Genomic DNA, 17,483 nt, shown 5'->3' with positions numbered 1-17,483 from the left:
CCTGGATCAAAAACGATCGGGGTGGCTGGCGTTGAGGGGTAAGGGGTTATTTGGTCAGGATCAATTTCCCGGCTTTGGTCTGCCGCAGTTGATAACGCTGGCCCTGATGGATGATGATCGCCACGCCGTCGGCATCAAGCAATTGCGCACTATCGTAGCAAGGAGGCGAAACCAGGCCGCTTTCAGCGGGGTGAGCTGCTTGGGCAGGCGGGGTGCGGTTATAATTATCCATCGTCATGTGTTTATAAAACAGACCGTTAAATAGTAATTAATATCAAATTGAGAATCATTATCATGTGAACGAAAGGTTACATCAAGGAAAATTTTCTTACCGATGGAACCTTTTTGCAAGAAGGTGATGTGAGACGGGCTGAGACGACTCAGCCCGTAAAAAGCGGGGTTATTTCAGCAGGGTTTCGATGCGCTCAAACAGGCGTTCGGGTTTGGTGATGGGCGCGTAGCGTTTTACCCGCTGGCCGTCGGCGGTCAGCAAGAACTTGGTGAAGTTCCATTTGATGCGTTGGCTGCCCAGAATGCCGGGTGCCAGGCGTTTTAATTCGCTGAACAGGGGATGCGCACCCGGGCCATTAACCTCAACCTTGTTGAACAGCGGGAAGCTGACGCCATAGTTCAGCGTACAAAAGTTGGCGATCTCCAGCGGGTCGCCAGGTTCCTGTGCGCCGAACTGATTGCAGGGGAAACCCAGCACCATCAGGCCGCGATCGCGATAGTACTGCCACAGATTTTCCAGACCGTGGTATTGAGGCGTAAACCCGCACTTGCTGGCGGTGTTGACCACCAGATAAGCCCGGGCTGGGAAATCACCGAGGGTTTTGTGCTCCCCTTGCAGTGTGACGCAGGGGATAGATAACAGTGAGTGGATCATGCCTAGGCTCCGAATCCGTTCCATGGGGAACTGCGAGAATTGCTACCAGTATAGATGAGTGAGTGGCGGGCGGAAAAGCCGGGGCGGGCGCCCCGGCGATGAGATCAGAAGCGGGTATCTACCGCATCGGCCAGCATGGCCAGCAGTTGTTCGCTATCGGACCAGCTCAGGCAAGGGTCGGTGATGGACTGGCCATAGGTCAGCGGCTGACCGGCAACGATTTTCTGCGTGCCTTCCACCAGGAAGCTTTCTGCCATTACACCGGCGACGGCGACGGAACCGGCGCGGATTTGTTGGCAGACGTTTTCGGCCACTTCCAACTGGCGACGATGCAATTTCTGGCAGTTACCGTGGCTGAAGTCGATCACCAGCTGCTCCGGCAAATCGAATTCGCGCAGGCTGTCGCAGGCAGCAACCACATCGGTAGCATGGTAGTTCGGCGTCTTGCCGCCACGCATGATGATATGGCCGTAAGGGTTGCCGCTGGTCTGATAGATCGTCATCTGCCCGTGTTTGTCCGGCGACAGGAACATATGGCCGGCACGTGCCGCACGGATGGCGTCAATCGCGATACGGGTGTTGCCGTCGGTGCCATTCTTGAAGCCTACCGGGCAGGACAATGCGGAGGCCATTTCACGGTGGATCTGGCTCTCGGTGGTGCGCGCACCAATCGCACCCCAACTGATTAAGTCGGCAATGTATTGACCAACCACCATGTCGAGGAACTCAGTGGCGGTTGGCAGGCCGAGCTGGTTCACTTCCAGCAGCAGCCGACGCGCCATTTCGATGCCCCGATTCACCTGGAAGGTGCCATCCAGTGCCGGATCGGAGATCAGGCCTTTCCAGCCCACCACGGTGCGCGGTTTTTCAAAATAGGTGCGCATCACGATTTCCAGACGGTCCTGGTAACGAATGCGCAGCGCATTCAGACGGCCGGCATAATCGACGGCGGCGTCCAGATCGTGGATAGAGCAAGGGCCGATCACCACCAGCAGGCGACGGTCTTCGCCGGTCAGGATTTTTTCAATTCGCTGCCGTGAGGCAGTTACGTTGTCCGCGATTTCGGCCGAGATTGGCAACTTCTCCGCCAGCTCTTGCGGCGTGACGAGGCTGTCGATGCGCGCGGTCCGCAGTTCATCTGTTTTGTGCATGATTTTCTCTAAAGACTTTTCTTCGCTGCGGCAGGAGTGCCGGGAAGTGATGGCGATCACAATAACGTAAAAACCGATGAATTCAACCGGAGAAACTGTGTTCTGTTGATCAAAACCGCTAAAAAAAGCACAAAAAACGTGGCCCGTGGGGAAATAAACAACAGATGGCAGGGGGCTTCTTTCCCGCCATCTTATCATCAGAACATACGACGGCTCATGCCCAGAATATCCAGGATTTTGGTCGAGATCTCTTCCACCGAATAATTGGTGGTGTTCAGATAACGGATCTGGTTTTTACGGAACAGCGCTTCTACTTCTGCAAGCTCCATCCGGCATTGACGAATTGAGGCATAACGGCTGTTTTCTCGACGTTCTTCGCGGATGGCGGCTAAGCGTTCCGGGTCGATCGTCAGACCGAAAAGCTTGTGCTGAAACGGCTTCAGCGCCACGGGAAGGTGCAAATTGTCCATATCGTCGGCGGTAAACGGGTAGTTGGCGGCGCGGATACCGAACTGCATCGCCAGGTACAGGCTGGTGGGGGTCTTACCGCAGCGCGAAACACCGAGCAAAATCACCTGGGCCTGATCGAGATTACGCAGAGAAATACCGTCATCATGCGCTAACGTGTAGTCAATGGCGGCGATACGGGCGTCATATTTGCCGAGGTTGCTGGCGGTCAATCCGTGGGTGCGGTTGGGCACCGGGGTCGGTTCCACTTCCAGTTCACCCTGTAACGGGCCGACCAGCGCCTGCACGATATCCTGGCAGAAACCTTCGCTCTGGGTAATGACATTGCGTACTTCCGGCGAAATGATTGAGTAAAACACCAGCGGCCGCACGCCGGTCTCACGATAAATATCGTTAATCTGCTGACAAACCCCGCGGGCTCGCGCTTCGGTTTCCACAAAGGGCAGCGTAAAGGTGGTGGCTTTCACCGGAAATTGCGACAACACCGCGTGGCCCAAAACCTCGGCGGTGATCGCCGTTCCGTCCGAAATATAAAAAACGCTTCTTTCCACCCTGGGCTCCTTAGCTGAAACGGTGACGTCATTATCACGTTTGCTTGTTCATATCATGGGCTGCAGATAATCCTGCGGTAAAGGGGCAGGCAAAAAAATTGTGATAATGCAGGCAGAGTGGATGAATAAACACCTTGGTCAGGGAATGAACGATTGCTATAAAAAAAGCGGGTTAAAACACTATTTTAAATTTTATGAAAAATGGAGGTTTATTTCCAATGGGGAATTATTCGTCAGGGTGGCGTTATTTTCACCAAAGACAGGGTGGATTACAGGGTTTTTAAAACTGAAGTTTAAAAAATACTTAATTTGTTGAGATTTAAGCTATTAGTGCGGAAGGGAACGATTCCAGACTGATTTTCCGTTTCAGGAAGTTTTCCTAAAATCCACTTTCTTCGCCGGGTTGATCGATTCACCTTTCCATCTCTTATGGATCATTGTGCTAGTCTGATTCGGCACCGTTTTAGCGGCGCTGAGAAAGCAAGCGAATTAAATCCGTCTATACCCTACTGATAGCAATAAGGATTGTCTCGATGTCCAACAATGGCCCAGACTTGCGTAATGTGCTTTGGTACAACCAGCTCGGCATGCACGACGTTGACCGTGTCGGCGGCAAAAATGCCTCACTCGGTGAAATGATCACCAATCTTTCCGATTTGGGCGTTGCCGTGCCAAACGGTTTTGCCACCACCGCGCAGGCGTTTAACGATTTCCTCGAGCAAAGCGGTGTTAACCAGCGCATCTATCAGTTACTGGATCAAACTGACGTTGACGACATTGCTCAATTGACCAAGGCTGGCGCGCAAATTCGCCAATGGGTCATCGACACGCCGTTCCACGCGGAATTCGAGCGTGAAATTAACCTGGCTTACCAGCAACTGGCCGATGGCGAGCCGGAAGCGTCATTCGCTGTGCGCTCCTCTGCCACCGCAGAAGATATGCCGGATGCTTCCTTTGCCGGCCAGCAGGAAACCTTCCTTAACGTGCAGGGTATCGACGCCGTCATGGTGGCGATCAAGCACGTGTTTGCCTCACTGTTTAACGACCGTGCCATCTCCTACCGCGTGCATCAGGGTTACGATCACCGTGGCGTGGCGCTGTCGGCCGGTGTGCAGCGCATGGTGCGTTCTGACCTCGCGTCTTCAGGTGTGATGTTCACCATCGATACCGAATCCGGCTTTGATCAGGTGGTGTTTATCACTTCTGCCTTCGGCCTGGGTGAAATGGTGGTGCAGGGCGCAGTCAACCCTGATGAGTTCTACGTGCACAAACCGACGCTGCTGCGAGGCAACCCGGCTATCGTGCGCCGCAATCTGGGGTCGAAGAAAATCCGCATGGTGTATGCGCCATCGCAGGATCACGGCAAGCAGGTACAAATTGAAGACGTGCCAGAGCAGCAACGCAATCGTTTCTCTCTGACCGACGAAGAAGTGCAGGGGTTGGCACACCAGGCCATTCTGATCGAAAAACACTACGGTCGTCCGATGGACATCGAGTGGGCCAAAGACGGTCATACCGGTAAATTGCTGATCGTACAGGCCCGTCCGGAAACCGTGCGCTCTAACGAGCAAACCATGGAGCGCTATCAGCTTAACGCCACCAGCCCGGTGCTGGTGGAAGGCCGTGCCATCGGCCATCGCATTGGCGCAGGCCCGGTGAAGGTCATCCATAACATCAGCGAGATGGATCGTATTCAGCCGGGTGATGTGCTGGTGACTGACATGACCGACCCGGATTGGGAACCGATCATGAAGAAAGCCGCCGCGATCGTCACCAACCGTGGCGGCCGTACTTGCCACGCGGCGATCATCGCGCGTGAACTGGGTATTCCGGCGGTGGTGGGTTGCGGTAACGCGACCGATCTGCTGAAAGAAGGCCAGCAGGTCACCGTTTCTTGTGCAGAAGGTGATACCGGCTTCGTTTACAGCGATATCCTCGATTTTAACGTGCAGAGCTCCGAAGTGACCGAGCTGCCGGATCTGCCGCTGAAAATCATGATGAACGTCGGTAACCCTGACCGTGCCTTCGACTTCGCGCGTTTGCCGAATGAAGGTGTGGGTCTGGCCCGTCTGGAATTTATCATCAACCGTATGATTGGCGTGCACCCGAAGGCGTTGCTGGAGTTTGATCAGCAGACCCCAGAGCTGCAAACGGAAATCAAGGCGTTGATGCAGGGCTATGACCATCCGGTCGAGTTCTATGTTGGCCGTCTGACAGAAGGGATCGCTACGCTGGGTGCGGCGTTCTGGCCGAAGCGGGTGATTGTGCGCCTGTCCGACTTCAAGTCCAATGAGTATGCCAACCTGGTCGGTGGCGAGAAGTATGAACCGCACGAAGAGAACCCGATGCTGGGCTTCCGTGGCGCCGGTCGCTATGTGTCTGACAACTTCCGTGACTGTTTCGCGATGGAATGTGACGCGGTAAAACGCGTACGTAACGAAATGGGCCTGACTAACGTCGAAATCATGGTGCCGTTTGTTCGTACGGTGGAACAGGCGGAAGCGGTGGTTGCCGAGTTGGCACGTCAGGGCCTGAAGCGCGGTGAGAACGGCCTGAAAGTGATCATGATGTGCGAGATCCCGTCCAATGCGTTGTTGGCGGATCAGTTCCTCGAGCACTTTGATGGCTTCTCTATCGGCTCCAACGATATGACCCAGTTAACCCTGGGGCTGGATCGTGACTCGGGCGTGGTGTCTGAGCTGTTTGATGAGCGTAACGAAGCGGTGAAAATTCTGCTGTCGATGGCGATTCAGGCGGCCAAGCGCCAGGGGAAATACGTCGGCATTTGCGGTCAGGGTCCGTCCGACCATGAAGACTTTGCCGAATGGCTGATGGATCAGGGCATTGACAGCCTGTCGCTCAACCCGGATACCGTAGTGCAAACCTGGGTTAATCTGTCGAAGAGAAAGTAATTCTCGGGTAACGAATTAACCACGGATCTTAAAGCCGTAACTCAGGTTACGGCTTTTTTATTTCTGAATGTAAATAGAAGGGGCGAATGGAATAATAACGGTCAAAAAAAGAATAAAAAAAAGCCCATCATAGAAGACGGGCAAAGACTACACACAGCAATTCACATGTATGGCATTACATTGTTTGGAAATTTTGCTTTAAATCAGGTGTTTGAAGCAATAGATGGTAATAATACTAAATATTTAAGCGTCGCCAGTCATTAAGAATCGTCCGAATCAAGTTCCGTATTTGAATTCATTCTAAAGGCCGGTAAATTTTATCCCGTATCTAAAAAGATGCATTTATTCAGTATGTTTAATTAATGTTCGCTGGGGGAGTCATTGCGGTGAGTTTTATTATCGCGGAGGGGAATTCAAAAAAAATGGAGCAGGGGGTTCCCGCCCGGCAGCCCGGACAGGAACGGGGGGATTACATCTGTTCCAGCTCTTTGGCGACGTCTTCCAGATCGGTGGTCGGCTCAGGGGCTTCGTGCATCCAGGCGGTAAGCAAGCGATAAGACACCGCCAGAACCACCGGGCCGATAAACAAGCCAATCATGCCGAAGGCCAACAGGCCACCGATAACGCCTGACAGGATCAGGATCATCGGCAGATCGGCACCCATGCGGATCAACACCGGCCGCAGCACGTTGTCCAGCGTGGCCACTACGCAGCTCCATACCAGCAACACGGTGCCCCAGGTGGTGTCGCCACTCCAGTACAGCCAGATAATGGCCGGTACCAGCACCAGTAACGGCCCCAATTGCGCCACGCAGCAGATAAAGATCAGCACCGTCAGCAGCGTTGCCGCGGGAATACCGGTTACGGCCAGGCCAATACCGCCCAGTACCGATTGCACCAGCGCGGTGACTACCACACCCAGTGCCACGGCGCGGATTGCCTGACCGCCGAGCACCACCGCCGCGTCGCCTCTTTCGGCACCCAGACGGGTTGCAAAGTGACGAATACCCAGAGCCACTTGCTCACCGCGTGCATACAGCAACACGCTAAATAACAGCATCAGCGTGCAATGTAACAGCAGGCGGCCAATATGTGCGGCCTGTGCCACAAACCAGGTGGCGGTCTGGCCGAAATACGGCTGTACCTTCGCCACCAGCGCGGTTCCGCCGGCGTTCACCAGCGTATGGTAGCTGGTATAGATCTTGTCGCCGATCATCGGGATAGATTGCAGCCAGGCCAGATCGGGAATATGCAGTTTGCCCGGCGTACTGGCCCAGGCAACGATGGGCGCGCTGTTGTCCACCACGCTGCTGACCAAAAGAGAGATTGGCAGGATGAACAGCAGGATCAGCAGTATCGTCATCACGAGCACCGCCAGCGAACGCCGTCCCCAAAGTATTCTTTGCAGTTTAATCAGCAGTGGCCAGGTGGCAATGACCACCATGCCGGCCCAGGCAAAGCCGAGTATAAAAGGTTGAACGACCCAAAAACAGGCGACGATCATAATGACGATAAACATCACGCCAAAAATAATCCGTGGCAAATCATATCGGGATTTCGGGATTGTCATGAATGGGTTCTCATTCTGGTAAGTTAACTCCTTGGGGCCGTTTAATCATGGTGCATATTGGTGAAAAACGACAGGGCGGTACACCTTTTGTTGCGGGCCATACTGCGGCAGGGCAATTGCAATAATCTGCATGCCTTCACTAAACGAGTATGTTAGTTTTTATCCCTAATAAAAAACAGGGTGGGCCTGAATAAAGGCCTGATTCAGCGTTCATCAGCGCATAAAAATTAGACAGACAGGGTCAAAAATCGAATGATCCCACAAATTTCTCAGGCACCCGGCCTCGTTCAACGGGTGCTCGACTTTTTGGAAGCGTTAAAGCAAAACGGATTCAACGGTGATATCGCCACCAGCTACGCCGACCGGTTGACGATGGCCACCGACAACAGTATCTATCAGTTGCTGCCTGACGCGGTAGTGTTTCCCCGTTCCACCGCGGATGTGGCGCTGATAGCCCGTCTGGCGGCCGAAGAGCGTTTCACTGCTCTGACCTTCAGCCCGCGCGGCGGCGGTACCGGCACCAACGGTCAGTCGCTCAATACCGGTATCGTGGTGGATATGTCGCGCCACATGAACCGCATTCTTGAAATCAACGTCGAGCAGGGCTGGGTCAAGGTTGAGGCCGGGGTGATCAAGGACCAGTTGAACCAGTATCTGCGGCCGTTCGGTTATTTCTTCTCGCCGGAACTTTCCACCAGTAACCGCGCCACGCTTGGCGGTATGATCAACACCGACGCCTCCGGTCAGGGCTCGCTGGTGTACGGCAAAACTTCCGATCACGTGTTGGGCCTGCGGGCGGTGCTGCTGGGCGGCGATATGATTGACACCCGCGCCATGCCGACACCGCTGGCGGAAACGATTGCCTGCGAAGAGACCGTTGAAGGGCGTATTTATAACCAGGTGCTCAACAGTTGCCGCGACCAGCGCGGATTGATCCTGGAAAAATTCCCCAAGCTTAATCGCTTCCTGACTGGCTACGATCTGCGCCATGTGTTCAGCGATGATATGCAAACCTTCGATCTGACGCGCATTTTGACCGGCGCCGAAGGGACGCTGGCGTTTATCACCGAAGCGCGGCTGGATATCACGCCGCTGCCGAAGGTGCGCCGACTGGTGAATGTCAAATACGACTCCTTTGATTCCGCCCTGCGCAACGCCCCCTTTATGGTGGAAGCCAAGGCACTGTCGGTCGAGACCATTGACTCCAAGGTATTGAACCTGGCGCGTGAAGACATTGTTTGGCATTCGGTCAATGAACTGATCACCAACGTGCCGGATAAAGAGATGCTCGGCCTGAACATCGTCGAGTTTGCTGGCGATGATAAGGAACTGATCGACCAACAGATGGAGAGCCTGTGCCTGCGGCTGGATGAGTTGATCTCCGGGCAACAGGGCGGGGTGATCGGCTATCAGATCTGTGGCGATCTGGTCGGCATCGAAAGAATTTATAACATGCGTAAAAAAGCGGTTGGGTTACTGGGTAACGCCAAAGGGCGCGCCAAACCGATCCCGTTTGCCGAAGATACCTGCGTGCCGCCGCAGCATCTGGCCGATTACATTGTCGAGTTCCGCCAACTACTGGACAGCCATAACCTCAGTTACGGTATGTTTGGCCATGTGGATGCCGGCGTCTTGCACGTGCGTCCGGCGCTCGACATGTGCGATCCCCAACAGGAAGTGCTGATGAAGCAGCTTTCTGACCAGGTGGTGGCGCTGACCGCCAAGTATGGCGGCTTGCTGTGGGGGGAACATGGCAAAGGGTTCCGCGCCGAATACAGTCCGGAGTTCTTCGGTGAGCAACTGTACCAGGAACTGCGCCGCATCAAGGCCGTGTTCGATCCGAATAACCGGCTCAACCCCGGTAAAATCTGCCCGCCGTTAGGCGTCGATGCGCCGATGATGAAAGTGGACGCTGCCAAGCGCGGTACGCTCGATCGTCGGATCCCGGTCGAAGTGCGCACCTCGTTCCGCGGAGCCATGGAATGTAACGGTAACGGCTTGTGCTTCAATTTTGATGTGCGCAGCCCAATGTGCCCGTCGATGAAGATCACCGGCAGCCGTATTCACTCGCCAAAAGGCCGGGCGGCGCTGGTGCGTGAATGGTTGCGCCTGCTGTCCGAGCAGGGCGTCGATCCGCTGGCGCTGGAGAAACAACTGCCGCAGCAGCGCCTCAGTTTTAGGGCTGTGATCGAGAAAACCCGCAACAGTTGGTACGCCAGCAAAGGGGAGTACGATTTCTCGCACGAGGTGAAAGAGGCGATGTCCGGCTGCCTGGCCTGTAAAGCCTGTTCTACCCAGTGTCCGATTAAAATTGACGTGCCGGGCTTCCGCTCACGTTTCCTGCAGCTTTACCACACCCGCTATCTGCGACCGGCGCGTGACTATATGGTCGCCGGCGTGGAGAGTTACACCCCGCTGATGGCGAAAGCGCCGAAGGTGTTCAACTTCTTTTTCCGCCAGCCCTGGGTGCGTGAACTGAGCCGCAGCAGTATCGGCATGGTCGATTTGCCGATGCTCTCCAGCCCGACATTGCGCCAACAGCTTTCAGGCCACGGTGCGTTAACCATGACGCTGGAGCAGTTGGAAGCGCTGAGCACAGAACAACGCGAACAGCATGTGTTGATCGTGCAGGATCCCTTTACCAGCTATTACGATGCCAAAGTGGTGGCGGATTTTGTGCGGCTGGTGGAAAAGTTAGGTTACCGCCCGGTGCTGCTGCCGTTCTCACCCAACGGTAAGGCGCAGCATATCAAAGGCTTCCTGACGCGTTTTGCCCGCACTGCACGCAAGACTGCCGATTTTCTCAACCGGGTGGCCAAGCTTGGCATGCCGCTGGTGGGGGTCGATCCCGCCCTGGTGCTGTGTTACCGCGATGAATATAACGAGATCCTCGGGGAAACTCGTGGCGACTTCCAGGTGCAGTTGGTGCATGAATGGTTGCAGCAGCTGTTAGCCGAGCGTGCGGAACAGCCGGCGACCGGTGAAGCCTGGTACCTGTTCGGCCACTGTACCGAAACCACGGCGTTGCCGACCAGCGGCCAACATTGGACGTCGATCTTTGCGCGCTTTGGCGCCAGGCTGGAAAATGTCAGCGTCGGTTGCTGCGGCATGGCGGGGACTTACGGCCATGAAGTGAAGAACCTGCAGAATTCACTCGGCATTTATGAGCTATCATGGCACCAGGCGCTGCAACGTTTGCCACGGCAGCGTTGCCTGGCAACCGGCTATTCCTGCCGCAGCCAGGTCAAACGCATTGAGGGTAACGGTGTACGACACCCATTACAGGCACTTCTGGAGATGATTGAGTGAAACTGTGGAAAAGAGAAACAACGCTGGAACAATTAAACCAGGCCGGTGAAGGCTGCATGGTCAGCCATGTCGGGATCCGCTTTACCCGGCTGGAAGAAGATTACCTCGAGGCAACCATGCCGGTCGATCAGCGCACCCGGCAGCCGTTTGGCCTGCTGCACGGCGGGGCATCGGTTGTGCTGGCGGAATCGATGGGATCGATGGCCGGTTACCTGTGCTGTGAAGGCGAGCAGAAAGTGGTGGGGCTGGAAATCAACGCCAACCATTTGCGGGCTGCATTTGAAGGAGAAGTCCGCGGCGTGTGTCGTGCGCTGCATATTGGCCGCCGTCATCAGGTTTGGCAGATCGAGATCTTCGATTCGCGCGATCGTCTGTGCTGCACCTCGCGTCTGACTACCGCCGTCATCGATTAAGCGTTTTACCCCGCAGGCAGCCCTGTCTGCGGGTGTTTTTGTCGTGCAACCGGGTTACAGCTGAAAAGGCACCCGCTTGACGAAGTCCTTCTGGAAGGCATTGGCCTTCTCCCAGGTGCCTTCCATCGCATATTTCTGGCAAATCAAGGTCAGGGTATGACGGGCAAAATGATAGCTCTGAACCCGGAACAGCTGGCAGCGCTGTGGATTATTTATTTCCACGATCAGCCGATTATGCAGTTTGCTCAGCGCATGCAGATAGCTTTCATCATCGCCATTCTCCAGACACAGGTTAGCCATGTTCAGGCTGACGTTGTTATAGCGTTTCAGGTGGTTGACGTTGCACTCCGGCCGTCGAAGCGATGCTTCCGCCATGTAGAAATCTACCGTGGCATCGCGCACGCTGAATTTGTAGTCATCAATTTTGCCCAGCAGCCACGCATTCATCGAGATATTCATTTGCCCGCGCTCAATGTGAATTGAATGATAATCATTATCATATTTATTGACGCGTTGGTGATCAATCATTCTGTTGAAATATTTATCGCCGGCAGGGGATGGATTGGGGCTGGGGCAACCCAATATAACCAGTAACGACTAAACTTTAATCAGCGGTTACCGTTTCTGTTGGCTCTGTCGGGTGAGTGAAATGGCGTGAAATGCGCCTTATTGTCGATAAACGCATTTTTAAGACAGACAAAATGCAGAAATAGGTATTTTCTATGAATGTTTAAATCTACAGAAAAAGCCCGGCCCTGTAAAGCGTTCGAGCCAATGGGCAAGCGCAATGGTGATACAGGATGTGCAGTAAATTCATAAGGATAAAATGATTCCATTTCCGACCGGCAGCGCCTGGCGCGCTGACTGTCCCGCGCGCTTGCCGCATGCCGAAGTGAAAATCCGGGCTTTTAACGGATACCCCTGTAAAACAAACGGTTGAAGTGATAATCGTTATCACTAACATAGTAGCAACCCAGATTGGCTGTGGTAAAACACGAGTGTGAGGTAGGCCATATGCAAACGGAAAATGTCGGCACTTTTTCTCTGGACGAAAATGTCTGGCAAGGCATTTTGCTCAGTGACAATGCCGTACAACAAATCAGTAAATTAATGCAGCAGGATCCACAGGTGAAGGGGCTGCAACTCGGGGTCAAGCAGTCAGGCTGCGCCGGGTTTGCCTATGTGCTCGATCTCACCCGTGCGCCTGCCGACGACGACCTGCTGTTTGAGCGCGATGGCGCCAGGCTGTACGTGCCGTTGAAAGCCATGCCGTTTATCGATGGCACCACGGTGGATTTTGTCCGTGAAGGGCTGAATCAGATCTTCAAATTTAATAACCCTAAAGCTCAGCATGCCTGCGGGTGCGGCGAGAGTTTTGGCGTTTGAGCGATGCAATCAACATGACACGAAGCAATGTAGAAATGCCTAATGAAGTGCAGGCTTGGGTCAGCGAAGGTCGCTACAAAGAAGGTTTTTTTACCCAGTTGGCCACCGATGAGTTAGCCATGGGCATCAACGAAGACGTGGTGCGCGCTATCTCGGCCAAGCGTAACGAACCTGAGTGGATGCTGGAGTTCCGCCTCGAGGCCTACCGTGCCTGGCTGCAAATGGAAGAGCCACACTGGCTGAAAGCGAACTACGACCGCCTGAACTATCAGGATTACAGCTATTACTCGGCGCCGTCCTGCGGCAGCTGCGATGATGCCTGCGGCTCACAGCCCGGTGCGGAGCAGCAACCTGGCGCACCGACGGACAACAACTACCTGACCAGCGAGGTTGAACTGGCGTTTAACCAGCTCGGCGTCCCGGTGCGTGAAGGCAGCGAAGTGGCGGTAGACGCCATCTTTGACTCGGTCTCGGTGTCGACCACCTACCGGGAAAAGCTGGCGGAGAGCGGGGTAATTTTCTGCTCGTTCGGCGAAGCTATCCATGAATACCCGGACCTGGTGCGCAAATACCTCGGCCGCGTGGTGCCTTCTAACGACAACTTCTTTGCTGCATTGAATGCGGCGGTGGCCTCCGACGGGACCTTCGTCTACGTGCCGAAGGGCGTGCGCTGTCCGATGGAGCTGTCGACCTATTTCCGCATCAACGCCGCCAAAACCGGCCAGTTCGAGCGCACTATCCTGATCGCCGATGAAGGCAGCTATGTCAGCTACATCGAAGGCTGCTCGGCCCCGGTGCGCGACAGCTATCAGCTGCATGCGGCGGTGGTGGAAGTGATCCTGCACAAAGACGCCGAAGTGAAATATTCGACGGTGCAGAACTGGTTCTCCGGCGGCGACAGCAAGGGCGGTATCCTCAACTTTGTGACCAAGCGTGCGCTGTGTGAAGGCGCGGGCTCGAAAATGTCCTGGACCCAGTCGGAAACCGGCTCGGCGATCACCTGGAAATACCCGAGTGTGATCCTGCAGGGCGACAACTCTATCGGTGAGTTCTTCTCGGTGGCGCTGACCAGCGGTCATCAGCAGGCGGACACCGGCACCAAGATGATCCACATTGGCAAGAACACCCGTTCGACCATCATCGCCAAAGGTATTTCTGCCGGGCACAGCGAGAATACCTACCGCGGTCTGGTGAAGATCCTGCCTGGGGCGGAAAACGCGCGTAACTTTACGCAGTGTGACTCGATGCTGATTGGGCCGGATAGCGGTGCCCATACCTTCCCGTATGTTGAAGCTCGCAACAATAGTGCGCAGCTGGAACACGAGGCTACCACCTCAAAAATTGGTGATGACCAGCTGTTCTATTGTCTGCAGCGCGGTATCAGTGAAGACAATGCCATTTCGATGATCGTCAACGGATTCTGTAAGGACGTGTTCTCAGAGCTGCCGCTGGAGTTCGCCGTTGAGGCACAGAAGTTATTGGCCATCAGCCTGGAACACAGCGTGGGCTAAATGCCGGATTTACAGCGCGACAGCGCGACCTAAGGACACTGCATGTTAAGTATCAAGAATTTAAAAGTCAGCGCGGAAGGCAACGAGATCCTCAAGGGCCTGGATCTGGAAATCAAACCGGGTGAAGTGCATGCCATCATGGGGCCGAACGGCTCGGGCAAGAGCACGCTTTCGGCAACCCTGGCCGGGCGCGAAGAGTACGAAGTGACGGCGGGCGAAGTCACCTTTAAAGGCAAGGACCTGCTCGAACTGGCCCCGGAAGACCGTGCCGGTGAAGGTGTGTTCCTGGCGTTCCAGTATCCGGTGGAGATCCCCGGCGTCAGCAACCATTTCTTCCTGCAGACCTCGGTCAACGCGGTACGTAAATACCGTGAGCAAGAACCGCTTGATCGCTTCGATTTCGCTGATTTTATCGAAGAGAAAATTGAACTGCTAAACATGCCGCCCGATCTGCTGACCCGTTCGGTTAACGTTGGCTTCTCCGGCGGTGAGAAAAAGCGCAATGACATCCTGCAGATGGCCGCGCTGGAGCCGGACCTGTGCATTCTGGATGAAACCGACTCCGGTCTGGATATCGATGCGCTGAAGATCGTCGCCAATGGGGTTAACTCACTGCGGGACGGCAAGCGCTCGTTCATTATCGTCACGCACTACCAGCGTATCCTGGATTACATCAAACCGGATTACGTCCATGTTCTTTCCCAGGGCCGCATCGTTAAATCCGGCGATTTCTCCCTGGTGAAACAGTTGGAGGAGCAGGGCTATGGCTGGCTTACCGACGAACAATAATTCACGCGCGCTGCAGCAGCTTTACAGCCTGTTTGAAGCCCGCGGCGGTGAGCATTCCGCCCATGCGCTGGCACACTGGCAACAGGCTTTACGCCTGGGCTGGCCGACCCGCAAGCATGAAAACTGGAAATACACTCCGCTGGAAGGCTTGCTGGAACAACAGTTCCTGGAGCCGCAACCGGAGCTGGTCACGGCCGCTCAGCGGGATGCTCTGGCGCTGGATATTGCCGCTTATCGGTTGGTGTTTGTCGACGGGCGCTTCTGCGCGGCGTTAAGCGACAGCGATCTGGGCGATTACCAGTTTGACGTGGCGCCTTATGGGACGTTACAGGCGCTGCCGGAGCCGATCCAGGCCGAAATCTTCCTGCATCTGACCGAGAGTCTGGCGCAAGAAACCAGCTTTATCCGCGTGGCGGCCGGTAAGATTGCGCAGCGGCCGTTGTACCTGCTGCATATCAGCAGCGGACGCGGCGCTGAAGGTGAAGTGAATACCGTACATCACCGTCATCATCTTGAAATTGCGCGTAATGCGCAGGCTGAGGTGATCGAACATTATGTCAGCCTGAACGATGCCGCACATTTCACCGGCGCACGCCTGACCGCCAACGTGGGCGACAATGCTCAACTGCATCACTGCAAACTGGCGTTTGAAAGCCAGCCGAGTTACCACTTCGCCCATAACGATCTGGTGATTGGCCGCGATGCGCGGGTCAAGAGCGACAGCTTCCTGCTTGGCGCGGGGCTGACGCGACATAACACCAGCGCACAGCTCAACGGTGAAGGCTCCAACCTGACGATCAACAGCCTGGTGCTGCCGGTCGGCAAGGAAATCTGCGATACCCGCACCTACCTGGAGCATAACAAGGGTTACTGTGAGAGCCGCCAACTGCACAAAGTGGTGGTTAGCGATCGCGCCAAAGCGGTGTTTAACGGCATGATCAAAGTGGCCAAACACGCGATTAAAACCGATGGGCAGATGACCAACCACAACCTGCTGTTGGGCAAGGTGGCGGAAGTGGACACCAAGCCACAACTGGAAATCTACGCCGATGACGTGAAATGCAGCCACGGCGCGACCGTTGGGCGCATCGACGAAGAGCAACTGTTTTATCTGCAATCGCGTGGCATCGACAAGCATGCGGCGCAGCAGATGATTATCTTTGCCTTCGCTGCTGAACTGACCGAGGGCATCGGCAACGAGACCATCCGTGAATCGGTGCTGGCGCGCATTGCGCAGCGCCTGCCGGGGGAGGCAGCATGAGTTTTCCGATTGAACGGGTACGCAGTGACTTTCCGCTGTTGGCGCGTGAGGTCAATGGCCAGCCGCTGGCTTACCTCGACAGCGCTGCCAGCGCGCAGAAACCGCAGGCAGTCATCGATCGCGAACTGGATTTTTACCGTCATGGCTACGCGGCGGTGCACCGTGGCATCCACACCCTGAGCGCCGAGGCGACGCAGGAAATGGAAGCGGTGCGTGAAAAGGTGGCGGCGTTTATCAATGCTGGCTCGGCCGAAGAGATTGTGTTCGTCAAGGGCACCACCGAAGGCATCAACCTGGTGGCCAACAGTTTTGGCCGCCATTTCCTGCAGCCCGGCGACAGCATCATCATCACCGAGATGGAGCACCACGCCAATATCGTGCCCTGGCAGATGCTGGCACAGGAACGCGGGTTGAACCTGCGCGTCTGGCCGCTACAGCCAGACGGCACCCTGGATTTGGCCCAGTTGCCTGGGCTGATCGACGCGTCCACCAAACTGCTGGCCCTGACCCAGGTATCCAACGTGCTGGGTACGGTGAATCCGGTGCAGGAAATTACGGCGCAGGCGAAAGCCGCCGGTCTGAAAGTGCTGATCGACGGCGCCCAGGCGGTAATGCACCAGCGGGTGGATGTTCAGGTGCTGGATTGCGATTTCTACGTGTTCTCCGGTCATAAGCTGTATGGGCCTTCCGGCATCGGTATTCTTTACGGTCGGCAGGCGCTGTTGCAGCAAATGCCACCCTGGGAAGGGGGCGGATCGATGATCCAACAGGTCAGCCTGACCCACGGCACCACCTACGCCGAGCCGCCGTGGCGCTTTGAGGCGGGGTCGCCCAACACTGCCGGTATGATGGGGTTGGGGGCGGCAATCGACTATGTGAATGCGCTGGGGCTGGAGGCGATTGGTGATTACGAGCAGTCACTGATGCATTACGCGCTGGAAGCGTTGCAACAGGTACCGATGCTGAAAATCTACGGTCCGGCAGAGCGCGCGGGCGTGATCGCCTTTAACCTGGGTGAGCATCATGCCTATGACGTCGGCAGCTTCCTGGATCAGTACGGCATTGCTATTCGCACCGGCCACCATTGCGCGATGCCGCTGATGGCGTTCTATAATGTGCCGAGCATGTGCCGCGCTTCATTGGCGTTATATAACACGCGCGATGAAGTAGACCGGCTGGTGGCCGGGTTGCAGCGCATCCAAAAACTGCTGGGATAGGATAGACCGGGGCTTAATCCCTCCGGGTGAATAAATGCCTGTAGTCAGTGACATGGGGT

The 17,483-nt window shown here is 55.4% G+C and carries 14 protein-coding genes and 1 other RNA gene; 8 read left to right on the top strand and 7 right to left on the bottom strand.

The annotated features are described in order from the left end of the window. Positions 1-46 precede the first annotated feature (46 nt). From hemP to ppsR, 4 genes are all read right to left on the bottom strand, one after another. A complete protein-coding gene (hemP, locus tag OC597_RS06285) occupies positions 47-238 on the bottom strand; it encodes a hemin uptake protein HemP (protein ID WP_369804786.1) in 192 nt (63 codons plus the stop codon). A gap of 162 nt (positions 239-400) precedes the next feature. After that, entirely contained in the window at positions 401-886 is a 486-nt protein-coding gene (locus OC597_RS06280) for a glutathione peroxidase (RefSeq protein ID WP_261255338.1), read from the bottom strand. 104 nt (positions 887-990) lie between these two features. Beyond that, entirely contained in the window at positions 991-2,037 is a 1,047-nt protein-coding gene (locus tag OC597_RS06275) for a 3-deoxy-7-phosphoheptulonate synthase (protein ID WP_135316322.1), read from the bottom strand. Between the two features lie 197 nt (positions 2,038-2,234). Then, positions 2,235-3,056 carry a posphoenolpyruvate synthetase regulatory kinase/phosphorylase PpsR gene (ppsR, locus tag OC597_RS06270; protein WP_085116558.1) on the bottom strand — a complete coding sequence of 274 codons (822 nt, stop codon included), beginning with the start codon at positions 3,054-3,056 and terminating at the stop codon, positions 2,235-2,237. 533 nt (positions 3,057-3,589) lie between these two features. Here ppsR and ppsA point away from each other — a divergent pair. Then, entirely contained in the window at positions 3,590-5,968 is a 2,379-nt protein-coding gene (gene ppsA, locus OC597_RS06265; RefSeq protein WP_099065558.1) for a phosphoenolpyruvate synthase, read from the top strand. A gap of 112 nt (positions 5,969-6,080) precedes the next feature. Here the strand turns inward: ppsA and rprA are convergent. Then, positions 6,081-6,191: antisense sRNA RprA (gene rprA / locus OC597_RS06260), an RNA gene on the bottom strand. A gap of 246 nt (positions 6,192-6,437) precedes the next feature. Then, positions 6,438-7,538, bottom strand: a complete 1,101-nt coding sequence (ydiK, locus tag OC597_RS06255; RefSeq protein ID WP_261255334.1) for an AI-2E family transporter YdiK — start codon at positions 7,536-7,538, stop codon at positions 6,438-6,440. A gap of 252 nt (positions 7,539-7,790) precedes the next feature. On the opposite strand from ydiK, the gene ydiJ reads away from it, so the two are divergent. Together ydiJ and menI are read left to right on the top strand one after the other, a co-directional pair. Beyond that, positions 7,791-10,847: a D-2-hydroxyglutarate dehydrogenase YdiJ gene (gene ydiJ / locus OC597_RS06250; RefSeq protein WP_261255332.1), complete on the top strand. Its 3,057-nt coding sequence runs from the start codon at positions 7,791-7,793 to the stop codon at positions 10,845-10,847. After that, positions 10,844-11,260, top strand: coding sequence for a 1,4-dihydroxy-2-naphthoyl-CoA hydrolase (gene menI, locus OC597_RS06245; protein WP_085116562.1), 417 nt, complete (start codon positions 10,844-10,846; stop codon positions 11,258-11,260). Before ydiJ ends, menI begins: the two co-directional genes overlap by 4 nt. 54 nt (positions 11,261-11,314) lie before the next feature. On the opposite strand, the gene OC597_RS06240 is transcribed toward menI, so the two are convergent. Further along, positions 11,315-11,719, bottom strand: a complete 405-nt coding sequence (locus tag OC597_RS06240) for a hypothetical protein (RefSeq protein WP_085116573.1) — start codon at positions 11,717-11,719, stop codon at positions 11,315-11,317. A 555-nt stretch (positions 11,720-12,274) separates the two neighbouring features. Between OC597_RS06240 and sufA the strand changes: the two genes are divergently transcribed. The 5 genes from sufA to sufS are packed head-to-tail and all read left to right on the top strand — an operon-like array spanning position 12,275 to position 17,424. Continuing rightward, positions 12,275-12,646, top strand: coding sequence for a Fe-S cluster assembly scaffold SufA (gene sufA / locus OC597_RS06235; RefSeq protein ID WP_085116563.1), 372 nt, complete (start codon positions 12,275-12,277; stop codon positions 12,644-12,646). A 14-nt stretch (positions 12,647-12,660) separates the two neighbouring features. After that, positions 12,661-14,157, top strand: coding sequence for a Fe-S cluster assembly protein SufB (gene sufB, locus OC597_RS06230; protein ID WP_085116564.1), 1,497 nt, complete (start codon positions 12,661-12,663; stop codon positions 14,155-14,157). A 42-nt stretch (positions 14,158-14,199) separates the two neighbouring features. Then, complete coding sequence (sufC, locus tag OC597_RS06225) at positions 14,200-14,946, top strand: Fe-S cluster assembly ATPase SufC (protein WP_099065633.1); 747 nt, start codon at positions 14,200-14,202, stop codon at positions 14,944-14,946. Next, positions 14,921-16,207, top strand: coding sequence for a Fe-S cluster assembly protein SufD (gene sufD, locus OC597_RS06220; protein WP_261255324.1), 1,287 nt, complete (start codon positions 14,921-14,923; stop codon positions 16,205-16,207). The genes sufC and sufD overlap by 26 nt, the downstream gene beginning before the upstream one ends. Further along, positions 16,204-17,424: a cysteine desulfurase SufS gene (gene sufS, locus OC597_RS06215; protein ID WP_262208034.1), complete on the top strand. Its 1,221-nt coding sequence runs from the start codon at positions 16,204-16,206 to the stop codon at positions 17,422-17,424. The genes sufD and sufS overlap by 4 nt, the downstream gene beginning before the upstream one ends. The last annotated feature ends 59 nt before the right edge of the window (positions 17,425-17,483 follow it).

The organism is Serratia proteamaculans (assembly GCF_946227095.1).
GTDB classification, from domain to species: Bacteria; Pseudomonadota; Gammaproteobacteria; order Enterobacterales; family Enterobacteriaceae; genus Serratia; species Serratia proteamaculans_E.
This window is presented reverse-complemented; position numbering and strand designations above follow the sequence as displayed.